The organism is Chryseobacterium aurantiacum (genome assembly GCF_003020585.1).
GTDB classification, from domain to species: domain Bacteria; phylum Bacteroidota; class Bacteroidia; order Flavobacteriales; family Weeksellaceae; genus Chryseobacterium; species Chryseobacterium aurantiacum.
Genome location: NZ_PXUE01000001.1, coordinates 73,028 through 93,757 on the forward strand (window position 1 = coordinate 73,028; position 20,730 = coordinate 93,757).

Here is a 20,730-nt window from a genome sequence, read left to right on the forward strand (position 1 = left end):
CGAATTTAATTGAAATTTTGAAAAAGGCTGTCAGAATAATCCGGACAGCCTTTTTTGTATTGTTATAGTATTACTTCTTTTTTATTCCTATGACCTTTAAAACCTTGTTGATTTTATATTTCATAGTTCTTTTATAGCCCAGCAGCTTAATTCTTTCCATTAGTTGAAGGTTCTCCTTCATGGTAGCTAAAAGATCCTGCTTGAAGAATTCTCTAAGTAAATCCTTATCTGAAATTACCTGTTCCAGCTTATCAAGGGCTTTTATTCTATTTTCCTGCATAAAAAATAAATTATGAGTCATACCGGCAGAATTCATTCTGTAAGCCAAAAGATATTCTGGAACAAAATGGGTTTCCGGTGAGTTTTCATAAGCCTGAAGCCAAAAAAACCAATCTTCTTTAGCTTTAAGTTCTTCGTTGAACTTATATTTTTCTACAATATCCCTGGAAAAAATAGCACAGTGAATAGGAATTGAAAAAGTATTGTCCCATTTCAATAAGATTTCTTTTTGACTGAAATATTCCGTCTTCAAAATACAATGGGGAGGAAGAATTGTTTGTGTAGCACTGTCAAATCGCTGGAAATCTGTAATTACAATGGCATTTTCTTGATTCTTGATCTCTTTAACAGATTTCTCGAATTTTTCATTGTATAAATAATCATCACAATCCAGAAACTGAACAAAGTCACCCGTGATATTTTGAATGCCGGCATTTCTTGCAGAACTTAATCCTCCGTTACTCTTCTTGATATACTTTATCCTGTTGTCCTTTTTCTGCCAGTTCAGGGCTATTTCCTCGGTATTATCCGTACTCCCGTCATTCACCAAAATACATTCCCAGTTGGAGTAGGTCTGGTTGATTAGGGAAGTTATACATTCATCCAGAAAAACAGCCTGATTATAGCAGGGAACAATGACAGATATCTTGAGGGAATTATTCATATGTGCTGGTTGTTTTATATTTTTTTTCTCCTGAATTATTTCTCTGATCCAATTACTGAAACCATATTGTTTTACAATTTCATCCGGTAATTCATGATAGGGCGTACGTAAAAACTGATCAATATTGTTGTAATTGTTATTTTCTACAACAAAGATATTATCGGGATGGTAGAAATTGTATTGCTTTACCATTATATTATCCGTAATCACTTTTTTCTTGTAGTACATTCCTTCAAAAAAACGGATGGAAAGCCCGTTGTGTAAAGGATCTACAAAATCTAAAAGAACATCGGAATCTTTTACCAGTTCATGGTTTTCTTCAAAGCTTATCCTGTTTTGGATGTATTTGATCTTATCATTTCTTTTTTCAGGCTCCTTAAAGTATTGGATGAAAATTGAAAGGTCAACGGGCAGATCAGAAACTTCTTCAATGAACTTATCTATCTTTTCCTCACGGCTTTTCCAGTATAATCCCACGAAATACAGTCTTGGTTTCTCCGTATTGTATTCTTTGTGAGCAGGAGGAAGATGATCAAAATAAAAATTAGTAATGGACTTGATATTGGGCTGAGATTCCACATTTTCAAAACAGAAGAATGAATCAAACAGATTGAAATAATTTTTGATTTCAGGAAATTTCTCAATGCCATCCCATTGATAGGCAATAAGTTTTTTTGTTTTCTTTTTTAAATTCTTGATAAAGGAAATAGGAAAAATGTCCGGACGAATCACTAAAATATAGTCCAATTCTCCTTCAATGGCTGAAATACTTTTATTAAGGTCTTCAAGAAAATGTTTGTTAATAAGATCTTGCTTGTAACCCTTGTTTCTCAGAATATTTTTAATGAAAAAATTTTTTATACTTTCTGTGCCTTGGTATCTAAACTTTGAAACTTTATCTGTTATCAAATAGGTTTCAAATCCTTCTTTTTCCAAATTATCTAAAAATAGTTTGGGAAAATCAGAATAGTCCGGCATTACCAAAAGAAATCTTTCCTTCTTTATCACGTTGCTTATTTTGAATTAAAGATACTGAATAATACTATTTTATAATGTTTTCTGATACTGTTGACAGGAGAATTAAAATATTCCTTTTTTATCGTGTCGGAGTCTTTTAAACTTACATGATTGAGAAATTTAAAATAATTTTTTTCAGTATTGCTCAGCTTAATATTATCCTTAAATTTAGGATTTACTTCTCGGAATGTTCTTTCCATTTCCTGAAGGGCTTCTACAGAATAATTTCCATGGTGCTTGTAATTTCCAATGATTATTTTTTTCAGATAAGCAATATAATAAGCAATAACACTCTGATCAGGAAACTTCAGATAATATTTCTCATAAATAGTTTTGATTACACTAAGATACCCAAGCAGATTTTTATCACTGTTTTTTTTGGTAATCGACTGAGAGTTGTCGGCAGTGTAGTGGTAGGTAACCTCCGGTATAAAAGTGACATTTTCTGCGGCAAACATAACTTCGAAAAACCAAAGTTCATCCTCGTGATAAATTTTACTGAGGAACTGTAACCTGTTTTTTTTCAGAAACTCTGTTTTGTAAAGCTTATTTTGAGCCATTGGACTTAATCCTTCGGTTATGTTTTTAATAAGAACCTCAGAATGTTTATTCTCAATAGTCTGTTTTTTTTCCAGATGGGGTAGGTGGGAAAGAATCTTTTTTTCTTCCCAGGATACAAGTGCTGTTCTACCTACAATAATATTTTCTTTACCCGTATAGGCGGATAATAGAGATTCTATGGCATTGGGTGGAAGAAAGTCATCACTGTCACAAAAAAATATAAAATCTCCTGTAGCTTTTTCCATTCCCAAGTTTCGGGTATCGGAAAGACCTTTATTTTCCTGGCTGAAAACCTTGAATCGGGTATCAGAAAAAGTATTAATGATATCCAGAGTATCGTCTGTACTGCCATCATTAATGATGATACATTCAATATTTTTATAAGATTGGCTTTGAATGCTTTCAAGAACCTCTTTTACATAATAGGATGCATTATAGCAAGGAACAATGATGCTTACTAAAAACTTACTCATGGTTGGTTATAATTTTTTTAAAGTAGTGCTTACGGCCTCTATTGAAAAAGGTTTTAAGCTATCAACGGAGTTTTGTCTTAATGTATTCCAAAGTTCTTCATTATTATTCAATTGAATAATAGCTTCTGCAAAACTTTTTTCATCATTGGCAATCAATACATTTTTTTTGTCAATCAATTGCATTCCTTCAGCTCCTATATCTGTAGTCACCACCGGGAAAAAATATTCAAAAGCCTGTCCAATCTTTCCTTTCACGCCAGCCCCAAATCTTAATGGAGCTACCATAATCTTTGAATGCATGAAATGTTCTTCAATACTTTCTACAAAGCCTAAGAACTTAAACTTGGGATATTGCTTGATGTCCAGTTTATCTGCAACATTACCAATGACGCTTACTTCCAGATCAGGGTTTGTTTTCCAGACAATGGGCATTATTTTTTCATATAAAAACTTTACCGCATCAATATTGGGCTCATGGATGGATCCGATGAAGATAATTCCCTTGCTTTCATCAAAGTTTTTTCTGTCCGAAATATCAATCTTTGGGTAGTGAATGTTGGAAATTGTAATGATTTTATTTTTGTCCGCATATTGACTCATAATCTCTTTTTCCTTGTCAGAAATAGCAATGATATAATCCAATTGCGGAGCTACAACAGTTTCCAGGTGGAAAAAGTGTTTATAGTTTTTCTTTAATGAAATACGGGTAGGTTCTATTTCAATGGCTCTCTTATATCTCAAAAAATGAATATCCACCATGTCATACATAAACTTTGTATGGGGCAGGATGTTTTTCATTTTTTTGTAGAAAAGATTCAGGGCAAGAGGCCCATTGAACCAAACGTAATCTATTTTTTTAGATGAAGAAAGAAAAGCATAGATGTTTTTATATTTATTATTCTCTACAAAAACAATGATGCCCTGTTGCTGGTAAAATTTTACGTAGCTACTGTCCTCAAACATATGAGGAGCAAATAAAATACAGTTATATCCTAATTCCTTGTAAATTAGAATGATTTCTTTCAGCCTGTTGGATCCGGAATCCTTATCGTGAGTGGGGAAATCCCTTGAAGTAAAAAGAATTGTCTTTTTCGATTCATCATACAGATGAATATTAATGATATCCGGAGTTTGAAGATCTTTAAGCCTCTTCTTTCTTTTAAAATGTTTTTTTATATCCTTTAAGATTCCCATCAGTTAGCTTTTATTATCTAATCCAAAAACTTTGTTTATCCAGCTGTCCAAAGTATATCTTTCATAGACATCCTCCGGAATACTTTGATAGGGGCTTTCAAAAAAAGATCTGTCAAGATTAGTGATATTTTTATTTAAAATCAAAATATTGTTTGGATTATAAAAATCATAGGTTTTAATAGACTCATTATCCGTGATGATTTTCTTTTCCAAAGACATGGCCTCAAAAACCCTGAAGCTTAATCCATATTGGCCTTCGCGCATCAGATCAAGCAAAACTCTGGAATTTTTATAATATTTCGGGAGATCATTATGCGGAATCTTTTTGATGCTGAAAATCAGGAAAAGGTTCTTTGGGATCTTGATAAATATATTGGTCAGCTGATGTCTCCAGGATTTCTTTCCAATCACCATGATCTGGAATTTCAGCTCCAGGTCAATTAGTTTTTTTGCCAAAAATTTCACCAGTGAAACTCTTCTGCTATCGTAGGATGTGATATAGAATAAATCCATTTCAGGATTTTGGTTTTCTTTTGGAATATGGGGGAGATAAATATAATTGGTTATTTTCTCAAAACCATGTTGCTTTACATCTGCAATATCAAAGGAAAATACCTTGTCAAAAAGATATAATTTGTCTTCTACAGGCACTCTTTCAAGATTGTCGTAAAGATAAGTGATCAGTCTATCTGTATATTTTCTGATCTTTTCAAGAGTGGAAAGATCAAAGGTGTCCGGATTTAAAACCAATATCTGATCCTGATGTCCCAATTTTTCAAGGGAATCAAGAACATATTTTTGTCTTTTTTCTGTCTTAAGGTTCTTGTTTAAAAAAGTCTTGCTTAAGGCATTTACAGCCCTTTCGTTAAAGTTGGAATGGGTTACGGTACTTATTTTTATATGATGGGATTCAATACCTCGTTTGCATAGTGCTTCAACAATATACTTATCATAATCCCAGAAGTCATAACTAATGATACAAATCTTCATTCAACTAATTTTGCTCTTTTTTTAATGATTCATAGGTTTCAAACACACTTAAGGATTGCAGATAGGAAAGCTGATAGCCTTCTTTTCCGTCTAGAATACCAAGTCTCATTATGTAGGCTTTAAAGAATTTAAAAGCAGTTTTAAGATATTGAACTAAAACACTATACTTTTTCCCTTTTGCAGCCAGTTCTTTTCCCTTTAATACTCCGTAATGAATCATTTTCTTTTTGTAGGACTCATAATCTGAAACGGAGTAATGTAATAATTTATTTTTTAAAATTCCAATGCTTCCGTTTACCTCAAGCGTTTCGTGCACCTTTTTGCCAGCCATATACCTTGCCTTTGATCTTCTGAAAAGTCTGAAATTTTTATCAGATTGAGTTCCTGAAAAATGTATTGGTTTTTGGGCGAAAAAGAATTTCCTGTAAAAATAATAGGCATCTTTTTGCTCGGGCTTGTTCAGTTCATCTATAATCTCTTGTTTTAGATCCGGAGTAATTCTTTCATCTCCGTCCAGAAATAAAACCCAATCATGGGTTGCGGCATCCAGGGCAAGATTTCTTTGCTTTGTAAAGTCTTCAAATTTATTTTGAATCACCTTTACATTAGGGAATTTTATTGCAATATCTACAGTTTTGTCCGTACTGAATGAGTCTATTATGATTATCTCATCACAGAAATCGAAACATTCCAGGACTTCCTGTATATTTTTTTCTTCATTATATGTTATGATTAAACCACTTATTTTCATCACAACGTATTGTTAGACAGAGATGTAATTACGATCTCGTTTGATATCATTTTTAGTCAATTTTTATCTGTCAAAGATAAGTTTTAATTTGAATTTTATAGACGAATCCTTGCCATTTATATCCATTCTATATATGCGTCATAAATATAATATAGGAAAAAAAATCTACTTTATTACAATTTACAATGCAAATTCGAGTCCTAAATTTCTTTACAGGGAAAATGTCATTTTTTTAACATCAGTTTAACGTATTTTAGGCCGGATTTTATATTCTTATCCTTGGATATATAAAGTATGGGTATGATTTTTAACAAACCATACCCATATTTTTATGATTCAACAATTAAAATCTTGTTGATCATACTATGCTTTGAGAAGACAATTCTTATTTGTTATATTCAAGAATCGTCTTTTCTATAATTTTTACACAATCCAGTAATTGCTCTTCAGTAATTACCAATGGTGGTGCCAACCTGATAATGTTTCCATGTGTTGGTTTTGCCAATAATCCATTTTCTTTTAGTTGTAGGCAAAGATTCCAAGCAGTAGAACTGTCTGGGGTATCATTGATCAAAATCGCATTTAAAAGTCCTTTTCCTCTTACTTTGGTAATAAGATCAGTTTTTTCAATCAGCTTTTCAATTTCAGCTCTGAATAACTGTCCAAGCTGTTCTGCTCTTTCAGAAAGTTTTTCATCTGCAACTACATCTAATGCTGCTACAGCCACTGCGCAGGCAATTGGGTTTCCTCCAAATGTAGAACCGTGCTGTCCAGGTTTAATGACATTCATGATTTCATCATTTGCCAATACTGCAGATACAGGATACATCCCTCCAGAAAGTGCTTTTCCAAGAATTAAGATATCCGGTTGTACGTTTTCATGGTGACACGCAATTAGCTTACCAGTTCTTGCAATACCTGTCTGAACTTCATCTGCAATGAAAAGAACATTGTATTTTTTACACAGTTCAGAAGCATTTTTAAGGAAATTTTCATCCGGAACATATACACCGGCTTCTCCCTGGATAGGTTCTACCAAGAATGCTGCAATATTTCCAGCTTCTCTGCTTAGTACTTCTTCCAGGGCTGCAACGTCATTATAAGGGATCTTGATAAATCCTGGGGTAAAAGGTCCGTAGTTTTGGTTTGCATCAGGATCGTTAGAGAAAGAAACAATAGTTGTAGTTCTTCCGTGGAAGTTGTTTTCACAAACGATTATTTTTGCAGCGTTTTCTGAAATTCCTTTTACTTCATAACTCCATTTTCTGGCAAGTTTTACAGCCGTTTCTACTGCCTCAGCTCCGGAATTCATAGGTAAAACCTTATCAAATCCGAAAAGAGTAGTGATCTTTTGCTCATATTCTCCTAATTTGGAGTTGTAGAATGCTCTTGAAGTTAAAGCCAGCTTCTGAGCCTGCTCTACCAATGCCCCTACAATTTTAGGATGAGAGTGCCCTTGGTTCACAGCAGAATATGCTGAAAGAAAATCATAATACCTATTGCCCTCTACATCCCAAACGAAAACACCTTCGCCACGATCCAGAACTACTGGAAGAGGGTGATAGTTGTGTGCTCCATGTTTGTCTTCAAGGTCAATAAAATACTGTGAGTTTTTTGTTTGTTCTGCTGTTGACATATGTTTGGTTTTTTACAAATTTACATAATATTAATGAGATGAATGAACAAATACCCAGTGCGGTTAACAACTGTAATTGAAGTAAATTTTGAGAAAGAATAAAGCCGATTTAGAGAATATTTTCTTTTTTGAACGGATATCGCAGGTATTATATCTTTACAAAAATTGAATTTTCATATATTCTTTTTAGATTATTTTTTGTTAATCTGTAACCGGATGATATGAAGTGACTTAATATTAAGTCATTCCTGCTGTAAGGTTCGAATTAAAGCTAAATCCTTATTGATAGAATATTTTGAAAAAGGAAAGAGGCTGTCTCAAAAGTGAAACAGCCTCTTTCCTATATGAAGATTTTTAAACTTAATGAGATGCTAAAAATACTTGGTTATTGGTCAGATACTGATCAACATATGATTTTAACTGAGCCTTTTTTGATGGGTCTTTTATTACATCATAAATCAATACCAAACCATTGGTTCCAAAATCTACCAGAACTGAATTGTCTTTAGTAGAGGTGCTCTGCCATTCAGAAATATTGATTTTAGAGTTGGGTTGATCAAGATTAAAAACTTTTGCGAAACCTTTCGATTTGTCTCCTCCTCTGGTAACGCAATATAGCTTTTTAGAATAATTTTTAGAAGCCTCCTGTGCATCTGCATCATTTGATACGTTTGAGTTCAGGGTATTAATAACCGTCATTACCCCTGCTCTTGCAGCACGCTGACGATCAGGATTGGTTGTTTGGGCCTGAAAAATCATATCTACTTTAGCGCCTGTGTAAATGTCCACCGTAACATGTGTTCCGTAATCACGAACAATTTGTTCCGGTGTTTTGGACTGGAGGTCCTGTAAGAAACCTTGAGTAAGGTAATTGCTAAGCATGTCAGGAGTAGTATTTAGACGATATCTTTTTTGCTTAATGATAAGATTGTAACTTCCATAAATATACTTAGCATCAAAAAGAGTCGGGCTATTGGTTGTAGCCGAGTTGATTATGCTTGATATTGTTTTTCCGTAAAGCTGCATCTGTTCTGTAGCACTTACTTTTTTGGAAATCACTTTTGAAAAAGCAACCGCATCTGCACCATATTCCTCTGAGTATTCCTGAGATAAGGTGTTTTCGTCAAGTAATCTTGCACTTTGTTCTGCTTGAAATAGATCAATATTGATTACTTTAGAGCCTGTAGCATTCGTATTTGCATATTCTCCTGTTGCATTATAGCCGTATCCAAGGGCATTATAGGCTCCAAATACTTTATTGTTTTCGAGTAATGTTAGATTCTCACTAGACGGGTTTTGAGTGTGTGTTTCAACAAGTGTTTCATCATTTGAACATGATGATGTAGATAGCATAAGTAAAGCACTTATGCATAATAAAATTTGCCTTTTCATAGTTATCAAAATAATTTTTACCAAAAATAGAGGTAAATCAAAAAACCGGGAAATAATAAAGTGTGATAAAAGTCATGATTAGGGATTTACAGTGAAATTGTTATAGCTTGGGTTAATATGAATGCATTGTAATGAACACAGCTCTGTAAGGATACTTGCAAAAAAAAACTGCCTCAAAAAGAGGCAGTTTAAAGTCTTTATTTTAAAATAATCTTAGTGATTATCATATTTTCTATCCATCACAAAATCTTCCATGAATTTTGTAGTATAGTTTCCTGCAAGATAATCTTCATTATCCATCAGTTGTCTGTGGAAAGGAATAGTGGTTTTTACGCCCTCAATATAGAATTCTTCCAGAGCACGTCTCATTTTTGCAATAGCTTCCTCACGGGTTTGAGCCGTCGTGATAAGCTTAGCGATCATAGAGTCATAGTTGGAAGGGATTGTATATCCTGAATAAACGTGAGTGTCTACTCTGATTCCGTGTCCGCCAGGAATATTTAATCCTGTGATTTTTCCTGGAGAGGGTCTGAAGTCTGCATAAGGATCTTCAGCATTGATTCTACATTCAATTGAGTGTAATTTCGGGTAGTAGTTGATCCCTGAAATAGGAGTTCCGGCAGCAAGAAGAATTTGTTCTCTGATTAGGTCATAATCAATTACCTGCTCAGTAATAGGGTGCTCTACCTGAATTCTTGTATTCATTTCCATGAAATAGAAATTTCTATGTTTGTCTACAAGGAATTCAATAGTTCCTACTCCTTCATATCCAATAAATTCAGCAGCTTTTACAGCAGCGTCACCCATTTTCTCACGAAGTTCATCAGTCATGAACGGAGATGGAGTTTCTTCAGTTAATTTCTGGTTTCTTCTTTGTACAGAACAGTCTCTTTCAGAAAGGTGACAAGCTTTACCGAATTGGTCACCTGCAACCTGAATTTCGATGTGTCTAGGCTCTTCAATTAGTTTTTCCATGTACATACCTCCGTTTCCAAAGGCAGCCACAGCTTCTTGAATTGCAGACTCCCAGTGATCTTTAAGGTCTTCAGCTTTCCAAACAGCTCTCATCCCTTTACCACCACCACCTGCAGTCGCCTTGATCATAACCGGATATCCGGTTTCTTCAGCAACTTTTACAGCGTGCTCGTAAGATTCGATCAAACCATCAGAACCAGGTACACATGGTACACCTGCTGCTTTCATGGTAGCTTTAGCATTTGCTTTATCTCCCATTTTCTCAATCTGTTCAGGAGAAGCACCAATAAATTTGATACCGTTCTTTTCGCAGATTCTTGAGAAGTTAGCATTTTCAGATAAGAATCCATAACCTGGGTGAATTGCATCCGCATTGGTAATTTCCGCAGCAGCAATAATGTTAGGGATTTTAAGGTATGAGTCTTTGCTCATTGCAGGACCAATACAAACAGCTTCATCAGCAAATCTTACGTGAAGGCTGTCTTTATCAGCAGTAGAGTATACCGCTACGGTTTTGATCCCCATTTCTTTACAAGTACGTAAAATACGCATTGCAATTTCGCCACGATTGGCTATTAATATTTTTTTGAACATCTTTTTAGATTTTAGGTAATAGGTAGTAGGTACTAGAAAATTAAGTCTGCAAAACATTTTTTATTCTGCAACCTAAAAACTGCAACCTAAATTAAGATGGGTCTACTAAGAATAAAGGTTGGTCGTATTCTACAGGAGTAGCATCATCAACTAGAATCTTAACGATTTTTCCGCTGATTTCAGACTCAATCTGGTTAAATAATTTCATTGCTTCGATAACGCAAACTACTTTACCTACAGAAACTTCGTCTCCTACATTTACAAATACATCTTTATCTGGAGATGGCTTTCTGTAGAAAGTACCGATCATTGGAGACTTGATTGTTACATATTTGCTATCATCAGATGCAGCTTCAGCCTTTTCAGATGGAGCAGCAGGAGTAGCAACAGGTGCTGGTGCAGCTACTGCTTGTGGAGCTGTGTGGTATACTGCAGGTTGTGCATAAACAGCATCGTTTCCAGCTAATGGAGTTTTAATAGTGATTTCGAAATCCTTAGTCTTGTACTTCACCTCTGAAACTTCAGCCTTAGATACAAACTTAATAAGATTCTGTATGTCTTTAATGTCCATAAATTTGATATTTGATTTTGGTTCAAAGATACCAAAAAAACGTAAAAAACAACAAAAAACCGCCAAATTTTATCAAAATTGGGCGGTTTTTGTATTAAAATGAGGCTTTTTCAATGAAAAGCGACTCTTAGTTTTCTTCAGTAGTAGCTACTTCTTTTTCCAATACTACTTTACCTCTGTAGTAAAGTTTTCCTTCATGCCAGTGAGCTCTGTGGTATAGGTGAAGCTCTCCTGTTGTTGCATCTTTAGCTAATTGAGGAACTACAGCTTTGTAGTGAGTTCTTCTCTTATCTCTTCTTGTGGACGACTGTCTTCTCTTTGGATGTGCCATTTTCTAATAACTTTTTTAATTGATGAGCGATGAGATTCATCATCTCATCATATTTAAATTATTCTATTTAATTATTGTCTCTTAATTTTCTTAATGCGTCCCATCTTGGATCGCTCTCATGTTCTTTTTCTTCTTCTTCAGCTTCCTCAATTTCTTTTGGGCTGAACTGATCAAGGATTTTTAGATCTTCTTCATTTACGTTGGGTGATATTTTCTTCATCGGGATAGAAAGCATTACATTTTCATATATCAAATGTGCTACATTGAATGCATGATCTCCTGTAGGGATTGTAATGACATCTTCATTGCTGTCATCATATTCTTCTCCGAAATTCACCAAAATCTTGATTTCATTCTCAATAGGATAGTCGAAATCTTCATTTGTGATATCACAAACCAATTCGATCAGTCCATCTATTTTAATCTCAAATTCCAGAAAAGTAGTGTGTTTATCAAGTAATACACTTACTGTTATTCTAGGATTTGTAAATTCCTGCTCAGTATCAAATAATTGAAAGAACGTTTTATCTATCTCAAACTTGAACTCGTGTTTTCCGTTTTTAAGTCCGGAAAAGCTTACGTCATAGTTTCTTAACTTGTCCATAAAATGAGTGTGCAAAAATATGCATTTTTTTTATAATAACAAATAAAATCTAAAACAAATTAATTTAAAATTTGTTTCAATGGTTTATGCTTCAGTTTCCTCAGGTAGATCTTCATCTATTCCATTGTCTACAGCTACTTTTCTAGGCTGAAGACGGGTACTCATTAGTTCGCCGTATTCACTTCTGTTCTTAAAAATCTTAATGGCAGTGAAAATAGCTTCCGTAAAGCTCTGCTCATCAGCTATATTTTTCCCTGCAATATCATAAGCTACTCCGTGGTCTGGAGAAGTTCTGATAAAAGGAAGTCCCGCTGTATAATTTACCCCTTCCTCGTAAGCCAGTGTTTTGAATGGGGCTAATCCCTGATCATGATACATGGCTAAAACAGCGTCGAAGTTCTTGTATTTGTTCGGTTGGAAGAAACTATCTGCAGGGAAAGGGCCAAATGCCAGTACTCCGTTGTCTGATAATTCCTGAATAGCCGGACTAATGATTTCAATTTCTTCATTTCCGATTACACCACCGTCGCCTGCATGGGGGTTTAATCCCAACACAGCAATTTTAGGCTTCTGAACACAGAAATCTTCAATCAAGGTTTGGTTAAGTACCCTGATCTGTTTTTTTATTTTTTCCTTGGAAATATTCTCTGCAATCTGAGAAATAGGAATGTGGTGAGTGGAAACTGCTACTTTCAGATCTTCAGTTACAAGGAACATTAATCCTTTTTTACTGAATTTTTCTTCAAAATATCCGGTGTGTCCGGCGTGTTTAAAGCCCATTTTTACCATTTCGTCTTTGTTGATAGGAGCTGTTACAAGAACGTCAATTTCTCCTTTCATTAAAGCTTCAGTGGCTGCTTCTAAAGAATCAATAGCCATTCTGGTAGATTCTTCAGTAGGAATGCCAAGTTCTACGTTTACGTTTTCCTTTGTCAGGTTAACCATGTTGAGTTTTCCTCCCTGGGCCTGCGAAGCTTCATTAACGTAGTTGAAATTAAGATTCAGCTTGAAAATATTTTTCTGATAAGTGAATAATTTCCCCGAACCAAAAATTACAGGAGTGAAAAAATCTGTAATGGTTTTGTCTTTCAGAGACTTCATGATAATCTCCGGACCTATGCCGTTGAAATCACCTATTGAAATTCCTACTCGTACTTTATGGTTTTTTGGGCTCATTTTGATTATCTTTGAAGATTATAATTTACAAATTTAGCAAAAAATAATATGTTCACAGGAATTATTGAAGCAGTTGGTGTTATTGAAAAGATTGAGGAAAAAGGAAGCAACATAGATTTCACCCTGACATGCCCTTTTACAAACGAACTAAAAATTGATCAGAGCCTGGCACACAACGGATGTTGCCTTACTGTGGTAGAGATTAAAGACAATCAATATGTGGTAACGGCCATTAACGAAACATTGGAGAAAACCAACCTTGGAAAATGGGAATTGGGAACTGTTGTTAATCTTGAACGTTGCATGAAGATGGACGGAAGGTTAGACGGTCATATCGTTCAGGGTCACGTAGATAAAACCGGTGAGGTTGTAGGAATTGAAAACAAAGACGGAAGCTACTTCATCACAATGAAATACGAAGCAGACGGAAATTTTGTGACCGTACCTCAGGGCTCTATTACTGTAAACGGAATCAGTCTTACGGTTGCAAAAAGCGAGGATACACAGTTTTCTGTAGCTATTATTCCTTATACATGGGAATTTACCAATATGCAACACTTGAAAATTGGTGATAAAGTTAACCTGGAATTTGACATCATTGGTAAGTATATTGCTAGGTTAATTAAAAAGTAGGATGTCAATTAATAAATATAAAGGATATAGCTTAAGGAATCGGGTATTTTTCGGTTTCCTACTGGTATGTTTTTTAAGTGTTGTGGCAACTTCGCTTGTTCCTTACTTTGTTTTAAGGAATAACTCTCTCCAGCAGAGTAATATTGATATGCAGGAGAAAACCAATGCTGTAATGAGGTATCTGGATTATGCAGTAAGCCGCACGCTTGTAGAAACAAAAGACCTTCCGAAAGTATTAGGAAATAAAATCTTTGAAATAGCAGACATCAACCAGCATGATATTGTTATTTATGATCTGAAAGGTGATTATGTCCTTTCTAATAAAGATGAAAGCCTGATTGATCAGAAGACGCTGCCAATAGAAATTATCAACAAAATTCTGGCTACAGACGCAAGAGTGGATATGACAAGGTATGATGCCGCTAAAGATGCCAAGCTTACCTCTTCCTATCTTCTGTTGAAAAACAATGAGCTTGAACCCATTGGTGTTGTTTATATTCCTTTATATCATAATGAATCTGCATATCTTGATGTTCTTCATCAATATGTAAAATATATTCTTTTAGTAGATATTTTCCTTATTTTATTCAGTGTCTGGATTAGCTGGGTGACTTCCAATAGTCTGGCAAAAACCATTACTAAGTTCTCTGATATGATTACCCGTATTACATTGTTTGAAAATGAAATGCGTCCTATCAGGTATTATAAAAATGATGAGCTTAATGCTTTGGCAAGAGCTTACAACAGAATGATTCTTCAAATTCAGGATCAAAAAGAGAGATTGCGTTTCAAGGCCTCAGAAGAAGCATGGAGAGAAATGGCAAAACAGGTTGCCCATGAAGTGAAGAACCCCCTTACACCTATGAAGCTTACCATTCAGAACTTTGAAAGAAAATTCGATCCTGAAGATCCGAATATCAAAGAAAGAGTGAAGCAGATGAGCAAGACAATGGTGGATCAGATAGACCTGATTGCCACGGTAGCGTCAGCTTTCTCAGAATTTGCTAAACTTCCTGAAAAGAATAATGAAGTCATTAATCTGAATACTGAGGTTGAGGATATTCTTCGCGTGTTTAATGATGACAGTATCTTTATGCATGCCAATAAGAGTAATATTATGATCAATATGGATAGGATTTATCTTTCCAGGATCATTACCAACCTTGTTACTAATGCCAAGCAGGCAGAAAGTGATGAAAGAAAACTCATCATTAATGTTGATGTAGAGCAGCATCAGAGAAGAGTGATCGTTTCTGTTCAGGATAACGGAATCGGAATTCCTGAAAATATGTACGAAAGAATCTTTGAACCCAATTTTACATCAAAGAGTAGTGGGATGGGACTTGGTTTATCCATGGTAAGAAAGATGATCGAGGATTATAAAGGAGAAATTTCTGTGAAATCTGAGGTAGGAAAGGGGTCAACATTCATTATAACATTACCTACCAACTTATAGTGAAGCCTTTTAAGTTTAAACAATTCGAAATTCAACAGTCTAAAAACGTCTTCCGTGTAGGAACAGATGGTGTTTTGCTTGGTGCCTTGGCTGATGTTGCATATGCTTCTCATGTTTTGGAAGTAGGAACGGGTACTGGGTTAATCTCCTTAATGCTTGCACAAAGAAATGTACAGGCTGATTTTTTAGGACTTGATATTAATGAAGAGGCTGCGAGCCTTACAAAGATGAATTTTCAAAACTCACCCTTTTATGTAAGGTTGAACAATGTTCATCAGGATTTTAAATCTTTTGATACAGATAAAAAGTTTGACCTGATTGTCTCTAATCCTCCTTATTTTGAAGAATCCGGATCTGAAAAAGATAAGATTGCACGGCAGACCGTAGAGTTAAATTTTAGACAGTTAATTGAAAAGTCTGCAGAACTTTTATCTGAAAATGGGCTTTTTTCGGTCATTATTCCTATTGAAGCAGGGGAAGTCTTTGTTGTAATTGCAGAAGAAAATAATCTGTTTTTGAATCGCAGGATAAATATCAAAGGTATTGAAGGGTCAAAAGCAAAAAGGGTTATTTTGGAATTTTCTCCAACAGAAAAAAATCTTGACGAGTCTGAGTTTATTATAGAAAAAAGTCCGAGAATATACTCGGACCAATATCTTGAACTCACTAGGGAGTTTCATGTCTTTAAGAAATAAGATTATAAAGGTGTTTGTACAACTTTATAATTTCTAAATCTAATTTTTTTTTATTCAAACAATTCTGCAGTATCCAATACAGACACTTTTCCGTCTTCACATCTGATAGCTTCACCAGGGAAGTTTTGAATCATGTGGTAGTCGTGTGTTGCCATTACTACTGCCGCTCCGTTTTCAAGGGCTACCTGCTTCAGAAGCGTCATGATTTCATTAGAAGTTTCCGGGTCAAGGTTTCCTGTTGGCTCATCCGCTAAGATTAGATCCGGGTGATTAAGTAGCGCTCTTGCGATGGCAATACGCTGCTGTTCTCCTCCAGAAAGTTCGTGTGGCATTTTGTGCTTTTTGCTTTTCATGTTCACACTTCCGAGTACTTCATTGATGCGGTCTTCTATTTTTACCTTATCGTTCCATCCTGTAGCTTCCAGAACGAACTTTAGGTTTTTCTCAACCGTTCTGTCAGAAAGCAGCTGGAAATCCTGGAATACAATTCCTAATTTTCTTCTAAGGTTAGGGATATCAGACGGCTTTAGCTTTGCCAGTTCGAATCCTACCACAGCTCCGTGTCCTGATGCCAATGGAATGTGACCATAAAGCGTTTTCAGAAGTGAGCTTTTTCCAGAACCTGTTTTTCCGATAAGATAACAGAATCTCCCTTTTTTAATGTTAAGATTTACATCAGTAAGGACCGTAAAGTTTTTCTGTGCAATTTTTGCATGCTGTAAACTTATGATATTGTCTCCGGAGATATTTGTATGTGGCATAATTAAATTTTAAAGGCTGTTTCTAATAAAAATATTTCAACTTTTAAAAATAGAAAAAATAAGTCTATTTGACTTTAATTTTAGTAAATTTTAACAACAAAAAATGCCTGAAAAGCAACTTTTCAAGCATTTTTTGTATATGATAATAAAAAGATTATCTCTTAGCGCGTGCAGCACTTACAGTTAAACTCTTTCTGCCTTTAGCTCTTCTCGCAGCCAAAACTCTTCTTCCATTTGGCGTAGACATTCTTTCTCTGAAACCGTGTTTGTTTCTCTTTTTTCTTTCTGATGGCTGGAATGTTCTTTTACTCATTACTATATGTTTAAATCGTAATTAATCTATTAATTTTCAGGTTGCAAAGATATAGAAATTTTTATAAGATACAAACTTTGAATATCTTTTTTTGAAAATATTTACAATGTTTTTTTGTTAAACATTTCCAAACCCTGATAAGAAACGAATTTCTCAGTGCAAAAATAATATTAAAATGATTTATATAAAAGCTCTATCTTTGAAAACTTAAATTTTAACGAAAATAAACACAAGATGTTTACACCAGCAGAACTTTTAGAGATCAATACATTACTTACACCTGAAAACAAAATAGTTATCCTTACCCATTATAACCCGGATGGAGATGCTATAGGGTCCAGTCTTGGATTGAAGCATTATTTAGCAGCTAAAGGAATTCATGCTGAGGTTATTGTTCCGAATGATTTTCCAAAGTTTCTGAAATGGATGCCGGAATCTAAAAAAGTTATCATTGCAGAATATAAAAGGAAACTTGCTTCTGATATGATTTTCGGGGCAGATGTGATTTTCTGTCTAGATTTTAATTCCCCATCAAGAATAGGATTATTAGGAGACTGGTTGGTAAAGGCCCCGGGCAAGAAAGTGCTTATTGACCACCACCAGCAGCCGGAACCATTTGACTTCGTATATTCAGATACTGTAATTCCTGCCACTTCCCAGATGATCTATCATTTCATTGAAGCAATGGAAGGTGAAAATTTAGTAAATCAGGATGTTGCTGAATGTTTGTATACCGGGATCATGACTGATACGGGAGGTTTCCGTTTTCGTTCTACCAGTGCTACTACACATAGAATTATCGCTAACCTGATTGAAAAAGGAGCTGATCCCGCCATGATAACTTCCAATACATGGGACACGAATACCGTTTCCCGTCTTCATTTGCTGGCTTTGGTATTAGGGAGGATAGAAGTGGTAAACGAAGGGAGAGTAGCTATCCTAAGTCTTACAAGAAACGAGCTTAAAGAATTTGGTTTCCAGAAAGGAGATACGGAAGGTTTTGTAAACTATGGATTAAGCATTGCCGGAGTAAAAATGTCAGCTTTTTTCATGGAAGACCTGTATGATGACTTTATTAAAATTTCATTCAGAAGCAAAGATGATGTGGATGTGAACCAGTTCTCCAGAAAATATTTCAACGGAGGAGGCCACATTAATGCTGCAGGAGGAAAATCTGACGATTCTTTATCAGGAACCATAGAAATTTTCAAGAACAGATTAATTGAAGAGAATTTGTAGTAGATAAAAGATCATTAGCCTGTTTAGGTTTAAAATATTGAGTGTTATAGATTTCTATAGCACTTTTTTCTTTAGTAGACTTTCATTTTTAGATTGTTGAACCTTTTTTATAACCTTTTTCTTCCAGTTCCATACAGGTGTATTCATAGACCTGCTGAAACATTTCATCCATATATTTCTTGTTAAAAAGGCTGTACTTTGTCATTTTAGGAGGATCTAAGAATATGTTACAGTATTTCACCTTGGAATAGACTGATTTTGCAATGGCTAAGTGAAGGATCCTGTCAAATTCTTTCATTAGGCTCATTTTATTGAGTTCATCGTAGCTTATTGAATTGACATGTGAGGCTATCAGAAAGTCACATTTGTCCATGATGGGTTCAATAGGAAGATTGTCCAAAACTCCGCCGTCTACATATATTTTATCCCCTATTCTTACAGGAGGAAGAATAAATGGCACACTGGATGAGGCTAAAAGAGGACTGAAAAGTTCTCCTTCAGAAAAGAAATCAATAATTCCATGGGTCATTTCTGTGGCAGCAACATAAACAGGGATTTTTAAGATATTAAAATTATCCTCAGGGAAGTAATCCTTGAATAGTTTTAAAATAAAACTCGAACTAAATATTCCGTTTTTAGATAATTTCAGGGAAGATCGGGAGAAGAAAGAAGTGTGTTTTACTATTTCCATCATTTCATCCGGAGTTTTCCCATAAGAATAAAAAGCACCAATGATAGAGCCTGCACTTGTTCCTGAAATGATGTGGGGTTTCAGATTATATTCTTCCAATGCCTTTAGAACAGCAATGTGGGCAATTCCACGCATTCCTCCGCCTGAAAGTGTAAGTCCGATAACCGGTGGTTTCGGTGGTCTCTTTTTTTTGAACGAGAATAAACCCATTTCTAAAAATTATTCTTTACTAATATACAGTATTTTTTATGAACAATTCTTGGTTATGAACCTTATAAAACCAGTTTTTTAGGAAGATTATGAAGAAGCTCTGTATTGATAATTTCTGCGCATATTCCTGGTTTTTCCCAATGACCGTTGTGGCCGCAATCTAAGACATAGGATTTTATATTTGTTCTGTCCGGAAGATTCTTGATGGTTACATCTGTTTTTACAGCATTGTCATGCTTTCCTGCCAATACCAAAATTTTGGCTTCCAGATTTTCCATAATATGCTTTTTATCCGTTCTTTCCACCATTCCTTTTACACAGGCAAGTGCTCCCATGTTGTTTGTGGAAAGGGCCGTTTCAAGGGCTATTTCAATTTTGCCCTCCAGAATGTCCCTTTCATTGGGGTTGAACAGGTTGGGGACCCCGGCTCTTGCATAATGGGCAAAGGCATCCTTAATGATTCTATAGCTTTTTATACGCTGTTGTTTTTTCTCTTCATCATCTGCAAAATAGGTGGAGAAAAATAAGGTTAGACTTTTTAAAGTATCCGGATATTTTTCAGCAAAGGCTAATGAAGTATAGCCTCCCATAGAATGCCCCAATAGGTGTATTTTTTCTAGATTCTGATCATCCAGGACTTTTTTCACTTCATCAGCCATTAGTTCCATTGTGTGAACTTCTCCCAGGATGTCAGATTGTCCGTGGCCGGGAAGATCTATTTTTAGCAGTGAAAAATCCTTGGAAAGATGAGGTTCCATATCACTCCAGATAGATAGATTTTCCATAAAGCCATGAAGGAGTACTAATGTTTCTTTTCCGTTTCCTTTTCTTTCAAAGTTCAGCATGATTTCAAAATTATAGAAGTTAAAATAATGCAGTTTGCCTTGGATGTAGTAGAGGCTTACTGCGGATGGATTCTACTTTCAAATGTAAACAAAAAAGAGCATTTTAAAAATGCTCTTTATCTTTTATTGAGTTAATTCCTCGTAAATTTTTGTTTCCCAAGGCTTGATGTCTGTAACACCATATCGTTCTTTTTTAGAAATAGCCAGATTGTCCAGCATATCTACAAAATTTTTATAATTAGCTTCATCGGTTGGTTTCACTATAACAGTGAAGTTATCCGGTTTAGGGGCGTTTTTAGAGGCCTCAGCAATGATCTTGGAAATTTTTATTCCACTGAAATCGGTTTCCTTAAGATTTGTGGTATTGAGATCTTTCTCATTGCTTTGGTGATAAAATACCCGGTTATCTTTTCCAAGAATGAAAGTCACCTGGTTTTTGTCTCCAATAACGGGAGGGGTATTAATAGGATTTGGATTGGAATCTTTTGCCGGTAATCCTAAATCCATTACGTTGGGTTTTGTAAAGTTAGTTGTAAACATAAAGAAAGTGATCAGAAGGAAACCCAAATCTACCATGGGAGTCATATCTACTCTGATTAATTTTTTCTTTTGCTTGCTGCCCTGCTTCTCTTGTGCAATTACTTCAGCCATAATTAATATTTTAAAATGTTAAACGGTA

General features: G+C 35.0%; 21 protein-coding genes. 4 read left to right on the forward strand and 17 right to left on the reverse strand.

Annotation, left to right across the window (positions count from 1 at the left end):
- Positions 1 to 70 precede the first annotated feature (70 nt).
- The 12 genes from C7D53_RS21115 to pdxA form a co-directional block, all read right to left on the reverse strand.
- Positions 71 to 1,951, reverse strand: a complete 1,881-nt coding sequence (locus C7D53_RS21115; protein WP_167392464.1) for a glycosyltransferase family 2 protein — start codon at positions 1,949 to 1,951, stop codon at positions 71 to 73.
- A 5-nt stretch (positions 1,952 to 1,956) separates the two neighbouring features.
- Positions 1,957 to 2,994 carry a glycosyltransferase family 2 protein gene (locus tag C7D53_RS00290; RefSeq protein WP_106914446.1) on the reverse strand — a complete coding sequence of 346 codons (1,038 nt, stop codon included), beginning with the start codon at positions 2,992 to 2,994 and terminating at the stop codon, positions 1,957 to 1,959.
- 6 nt (positions 2,995 to 3,000) lie between these two features.
- Positions 3,001 to 4,188 (reverse strand): glycosyltransferase, encoded by a 1,188-nt coding sequence (locus C7D53_RS00295; protein WP_106914447.1) that lies wholly within the window; start codon positions 4,186 to 4,188, stop codon positions 3,001 to 3,003.
- A gap of 3 nt (positions 4,189 to 4,191) precedes the next feature.
- Positions 4,192 to 5,178 (reverse strand): glycosyltransferase family protein, encoded by a 987-nt coding sequence (locus C7D53_RS00300; protein WP_106914448.1) that lies wholly within the window; start codon positions 5,176 to 5,178, stop codon positions 4,192 to 4,194.
- A 4-nt stretch (positions 5,179 to 5,182) separates the two neighbouring features.
- Entirely contained in the window at positions 5,183 to 5,929 is a 747-nt protein-coding gene (locus C7D53_RS00305; RefSeq protein ID WP_106914449.1) for a glycosyltransferase family 2 protein, read from the reverse strand.
- Between the two features lie 385 nt (positions 5,930 to 6,314).
- The gene (gene rocD, locus C7D53_RS00310) at positions 6,315 to 7,565 is read right to left on the reverse strand and encodes an ornithine--oxo-acid transaminase (protein WP_106914450.1); all 1,251 of its coding nucleotides are present in this window, start codon (positions 7,563 to 7,565) and stop codon (positions 6,315 to 6,317) included.
- Between the two features lie 360 nt (positions 7,566 to 7,925).
- On the reverse strand, positions 7,926 to 8,957 hold the full coding sequence (locus C7D53_RS00315; RefSeq protein ID WP_106914451.1) for an MAC/perforin domain-containing protein: 1,032 nt from the start codon (positions 8,955 to 8,957) through the stop codon (positions 7,926 to 7,928).
- A 213-nt stretch (positions 8,958 to 9,170) separates the two neighbouring features.
- A complete protein-coding gene (gene accC, locus C7D53_RS00320; RefSeq protein ID WP_068944864.1) occupies positions 9,171 to 10,526 on the reverse strand; it encodes an acetyl-CoA carboxylase biotin carboxylase subunit in 1,356 nt (451 codons plus the stop codon).
- Between the two features lie 91 nt (positions 10,527 to 10,617).
- Positions 10,618 to 11,097, reverse strand: a complete 480-nt coding sequence (gene accB, locus C7D53_RS00325; RefSeq protein WP_076355118.1) for an acetyl-CoA carboxylase biotin carboxyl carrier protein — start codon at positions 11,095 to 11,097, stop codon at positions 10,618 to 10,620.
- A 127-nt stretch (positions 11,098 to 11,224) separates the two neighbouring features.
- A complete protein-coding gene (gene rpmF / locus C7D53_RS00330) occupies positions 11,225 to 11,428 on the reverse strand; it encodes a 50S ribosomal protein L32 (RefSeq protein ID WP_007843326.1) in 204 nt (67 codons plus the stop codon).
- Between the two features lie 67 nt (positions 11,429 to 11,495).
- Positions 11,496 to 12,032 carry a YceD family protein gene (locus C7D53_RS00335; RefSeq protein ID WP_106914452.1) on the reverse strand — a complete coding sequence of 179 codons (537 nt, stop codon included), beginning with the start codon at positions 12,030 to 12,032 and terminating at the stop codon, positions 11,496 to 11,498.
- A gap of 84 nt (positions 12,033 to 12,116) precedes the next feature.
- Positions 12,117 to 13,208, reverse strand: coding sequence for a 4-hydroxythreonine-4-phosphate dehydrogenase PdxA (pdxA, locus tag C7D53_RS00340; RefSeq protein WP_106914453.1), 1,092 nt, complete (start codon positions 13,206 to 13,208; stop codon positions 12,117 to 12,119).
- Between the two features lie 48 nt (positions 13,209 to 13,256).
- On the opposite strand from pdxA, the gene C7D53_RS00345 reads away from it, so the two are divergent.
- Genes C7D53_RS00345 through C7D53_RS00355 form a run of 3 tightly spaced genes read left to right on the forward strand, consistent with a single transcriptional unit; the run spans position 13,257 to position 15,992 of the window.
- Positions 13,257 to 13,841 (forward strand): riboflavin synthase, encoded by a 585-nt coding sequence (locus C7D53_RS00345; protein ID WP_106914454.1) that lies wholly within the window; start codon positions 13,257 to 13,259, stop codon positions 13,839 to 13,841.
- Between the two features lies 1 nt (position 13,842).
- Complete coding sequence (locus tag C7D53_RS00350; RefSeq protein WP_106914455.1) at positions 13,843 to 15,297, forward strand: sensor histidine kinase; 1,455 nt, start codon at positions 13,843 to 13,845, stop codon at positions 15,295 to 15,297.
- Positions 15,297 to 15,992, forward strand: coding sequence for a tRNA1(Val) (adenine(37)-N6)-methyltransferase (locus tag C7D53_RS00355; RefSeq protein WP_106914456.1), 696 nt, complete (start codon positions 15,297 to 15,299; stop codon positions 15,990 to 15,992). The genes C7D53_RS00350 and C7D53_RS00355 overlap by 1 nt, the downstream gene beginning before the upstream one ends.
- A gap of 50 nt (positions 15,993 to 16,042) precedes the next feature.
- On the opposite strand, the gene C7D53_RS00360 is transcribed toward C7D53_RS00355, so the two are convergent.
- Together C7D53_RS00360 and rpmH are read right to left on the reverse strand one after the other, a co-directional pair.
- Complete coding sequence (locus C7D53_RS00360; protein ID WP_106914457.1) at positions 16,043 to 16,753, reverse strand: cell division ATP-binding protein FtsE; 711 nt, start codon at positions 16,751 to 16,753, stop codon at positions 16,043 to 16,045.
- Between the two features lie 154 nt (positions 16,754 to 16,907).
- On the reverse strand, positions 16,908 to 17,066 hold the full coding sequence (rpmH, locus tag C7D53_RS00365) for a 50S ribosomal protein L34 (protein WP_034701860.1): 159 nt from the start codon (positions 17,064 to 17,066) through the stop codon (positions 16,908 to 16,910).
- 234 nt (positions 17,067 to 17,300) lie between these two features.
- Here rpmH and C7D53_RS00370 point away from each other — a divergent pair, with 234 nt between their 5' ends.
- Entirely contained in the window at positions 17,301 to 18,305 is a 1,005-nt protein-coding gene (locus C7D53_RS00370; RefSeq protein WP_106914458.1) for a DHH family phosphoesterase, read from the forward strand.
- Positions 18,306 to 18,393: 88 nt separating this feature from the next.
- Here the strand turns inward: C7D53_RS00370 and C7D53_RS00375 are convergent, their stop codons facing one another.
- From C7D53_RS00375 to C7D53_RS00385, 3 genes are all read right to left on the reverse strand, one after another.
- A complete protein-coding gene (locus C7D53_RS00375) occupies positions 18,394 to 19,206 on the reverse strand; it encodes a patatin-like phospholipase family protein (protein WP_106914459.1) in 813 nt (270 codons plus the stop codon).
- 62 nt (positions 19,207 to 19,268) lie between these two features.
- On the reverse strand, positions 19,269 to 20,051 hold the full coding sequence (locus C7D53_RS00380; protein WP_106914460.1) for an alpha/beta fold hydrolase: 783 nt from the start codon (positions 20,049 to 20,051) through the stop codon (positions 19,269 to 19,271).
- A 123-nt stretch (positions 20,052 to 20,174) separates the two neighbouring features.
- Positions 20,175 to 20,702 (reverse strand): biopolymer transporter ExbD, encoded by a 528-nt coding sequence (locus C7D53_RS00385; RefSeq protein WP_106914461.1) that lies wholly within the window; start codon positions 20,700 to 20,702, stop codon positions 20,175 to 20,177.
- Positions 20,703 to 20,730 lie beyond the last annotated feature (28 nt).

What these genes read in the sequence shown, in the direction of transcription:
- C7D53_RS00290 (WP_106914446.1), bottom strand. Translation starts at nt 2,994, where the DNA reads ATGAGTAAGTTTTTAGTAAGCATCATTGTTCCTTGCTATAATGCATCC.
- C7D53_RS00295 (WP_106914447.1), bottom strand. Translation starts at nt 4,188, where the DNA reads ATGGGAATCTTAAAGGATATAAAAAAACATTTTAAAAGAAAGAAGAGG.
- C7D53_RS00300 (WP_106914448.1), bottom strand. Translation starts at nt 5,178, where the DNA reads ATGAAGATTTGTATCATTAGTTATGACTTCTGGGATTATGATAAGTAT.
- C7D53_RS00305 (WP_106914449.1), bottom strand. Translation starts at nt 5,929, where the DNA reads ATGAAAATAAGTGGTTTAATCATAACATATAATGAAGAAAAAAATATA.
- rocD (WP_106914450.1), bottom strand. Translation starts at nt 7,565, where the DNA reads ATGTCAACAGCAGAACAAACAAAAAACTCACAGTATTTTATTGACCTT.
- C7D53_RS00315 (WP_106914451.1), bottom strand. Translation starts at nt 8,957, where the DNA reads ATGAAAAGGCAAATTTTATTATGCATAAGTGCTTTACTTATGCTATCT.
- accC (WP_068944864.1), bottom strand. Translation starts at nt 10,526, where the DNA reads ATGTTCAAAAAAATATTAATAGCCAATCGTGGCGAAATTGCAATGCGT.
- accB (WP_076355118.1), bottom strand. Translation starts at nt 11,097, where the DNA reads ATGGACATTAAAGACATACAGAATCTTATTAAGTTTGTATCTAAGGCT.
- rpmF (WP_007843326.1), bottom strand. Translation starts at nt 11,428, where the DNA reads ATGGCACATCCAAAGAGAAGACAGTCGTCCACAAGAAGAGATAAGAGA.
- C7D53_RS00335 (WP_106914452.1), bottom strand. Translation starts at nt 12,032, where the DNA reads ATGGACAAGTTAAGAAACTATGACGTAAGCTTTTCCGGACTTAAAAAC.
- pdxA (WP_106914453.1), bottom strand. Translation starts at nt 13,208, where the DNA reads ATGAGCCCAAAAAACCATAAAGTACGAGTAGGAATTTCAATAGGTGAT.
- C7D53_RS00345 (WP_106914454.1), top strand. Translation starts at nt 13,257, where the DNA reads ATGTTCACAGGAATTATTGAAGCAGTTGGTGTTATTGAAAAGATTGAG.
- C7D53_RS00350 (WP_106914455.1), top strand. Translation starts at nt 13,843, where the DNA reads ATGTCAATTAATAAATATAAAGGATATAGCTTAAGGAATCGGGTATTT.
- C7D53_RS00360 (WP_106914457.1), bottom strand. Translation starts at nt 16,753, where the DNA reads ATGCCACATACAAATATCTCCGGAGACAATATCATAAGTTTACAGCAT.
- rpmH (WP_034701860.1), bottom strand. Translation starts at nt 17,066, where the DNA reads ATGAGTAAAAGAACATTCCAGCCATCAGAAAGAAAAAAGAGAAACAAA.
- C7D53_RS00370 (WP_106914458.1), top strand. Translation starts at nt 17,301, where the DNA reads ATGTTTACACCAGCAGAACTTTTAGAGATCAATACATTACTTACACCT.
- C7D53_RS00375 (WP_106914459.1), bottom strand. Translation starts at nt 19,206, where the DNA reads ATGGGTTTATTCTCGTTCAAAAAAAAGAGACCACCGAAACCACCGGTT.
- C7D53_RS00380 (WP_106914460.1), bottom strand. Translation starts at nt 20,051, where the DNA reads ATGCTGAACTTTGAAAGAAAAGGAAACGGAAAAGAAACATTAGTACTC.
- C7D53_RS00385 (WP_106914461.1), bottom strand. Translation starts at nt 20,702, where the DNA reads ATGGCTGAAGTAATTGCACAAGAGAAGCAGGGCAGCAAGCAAAAGAAA.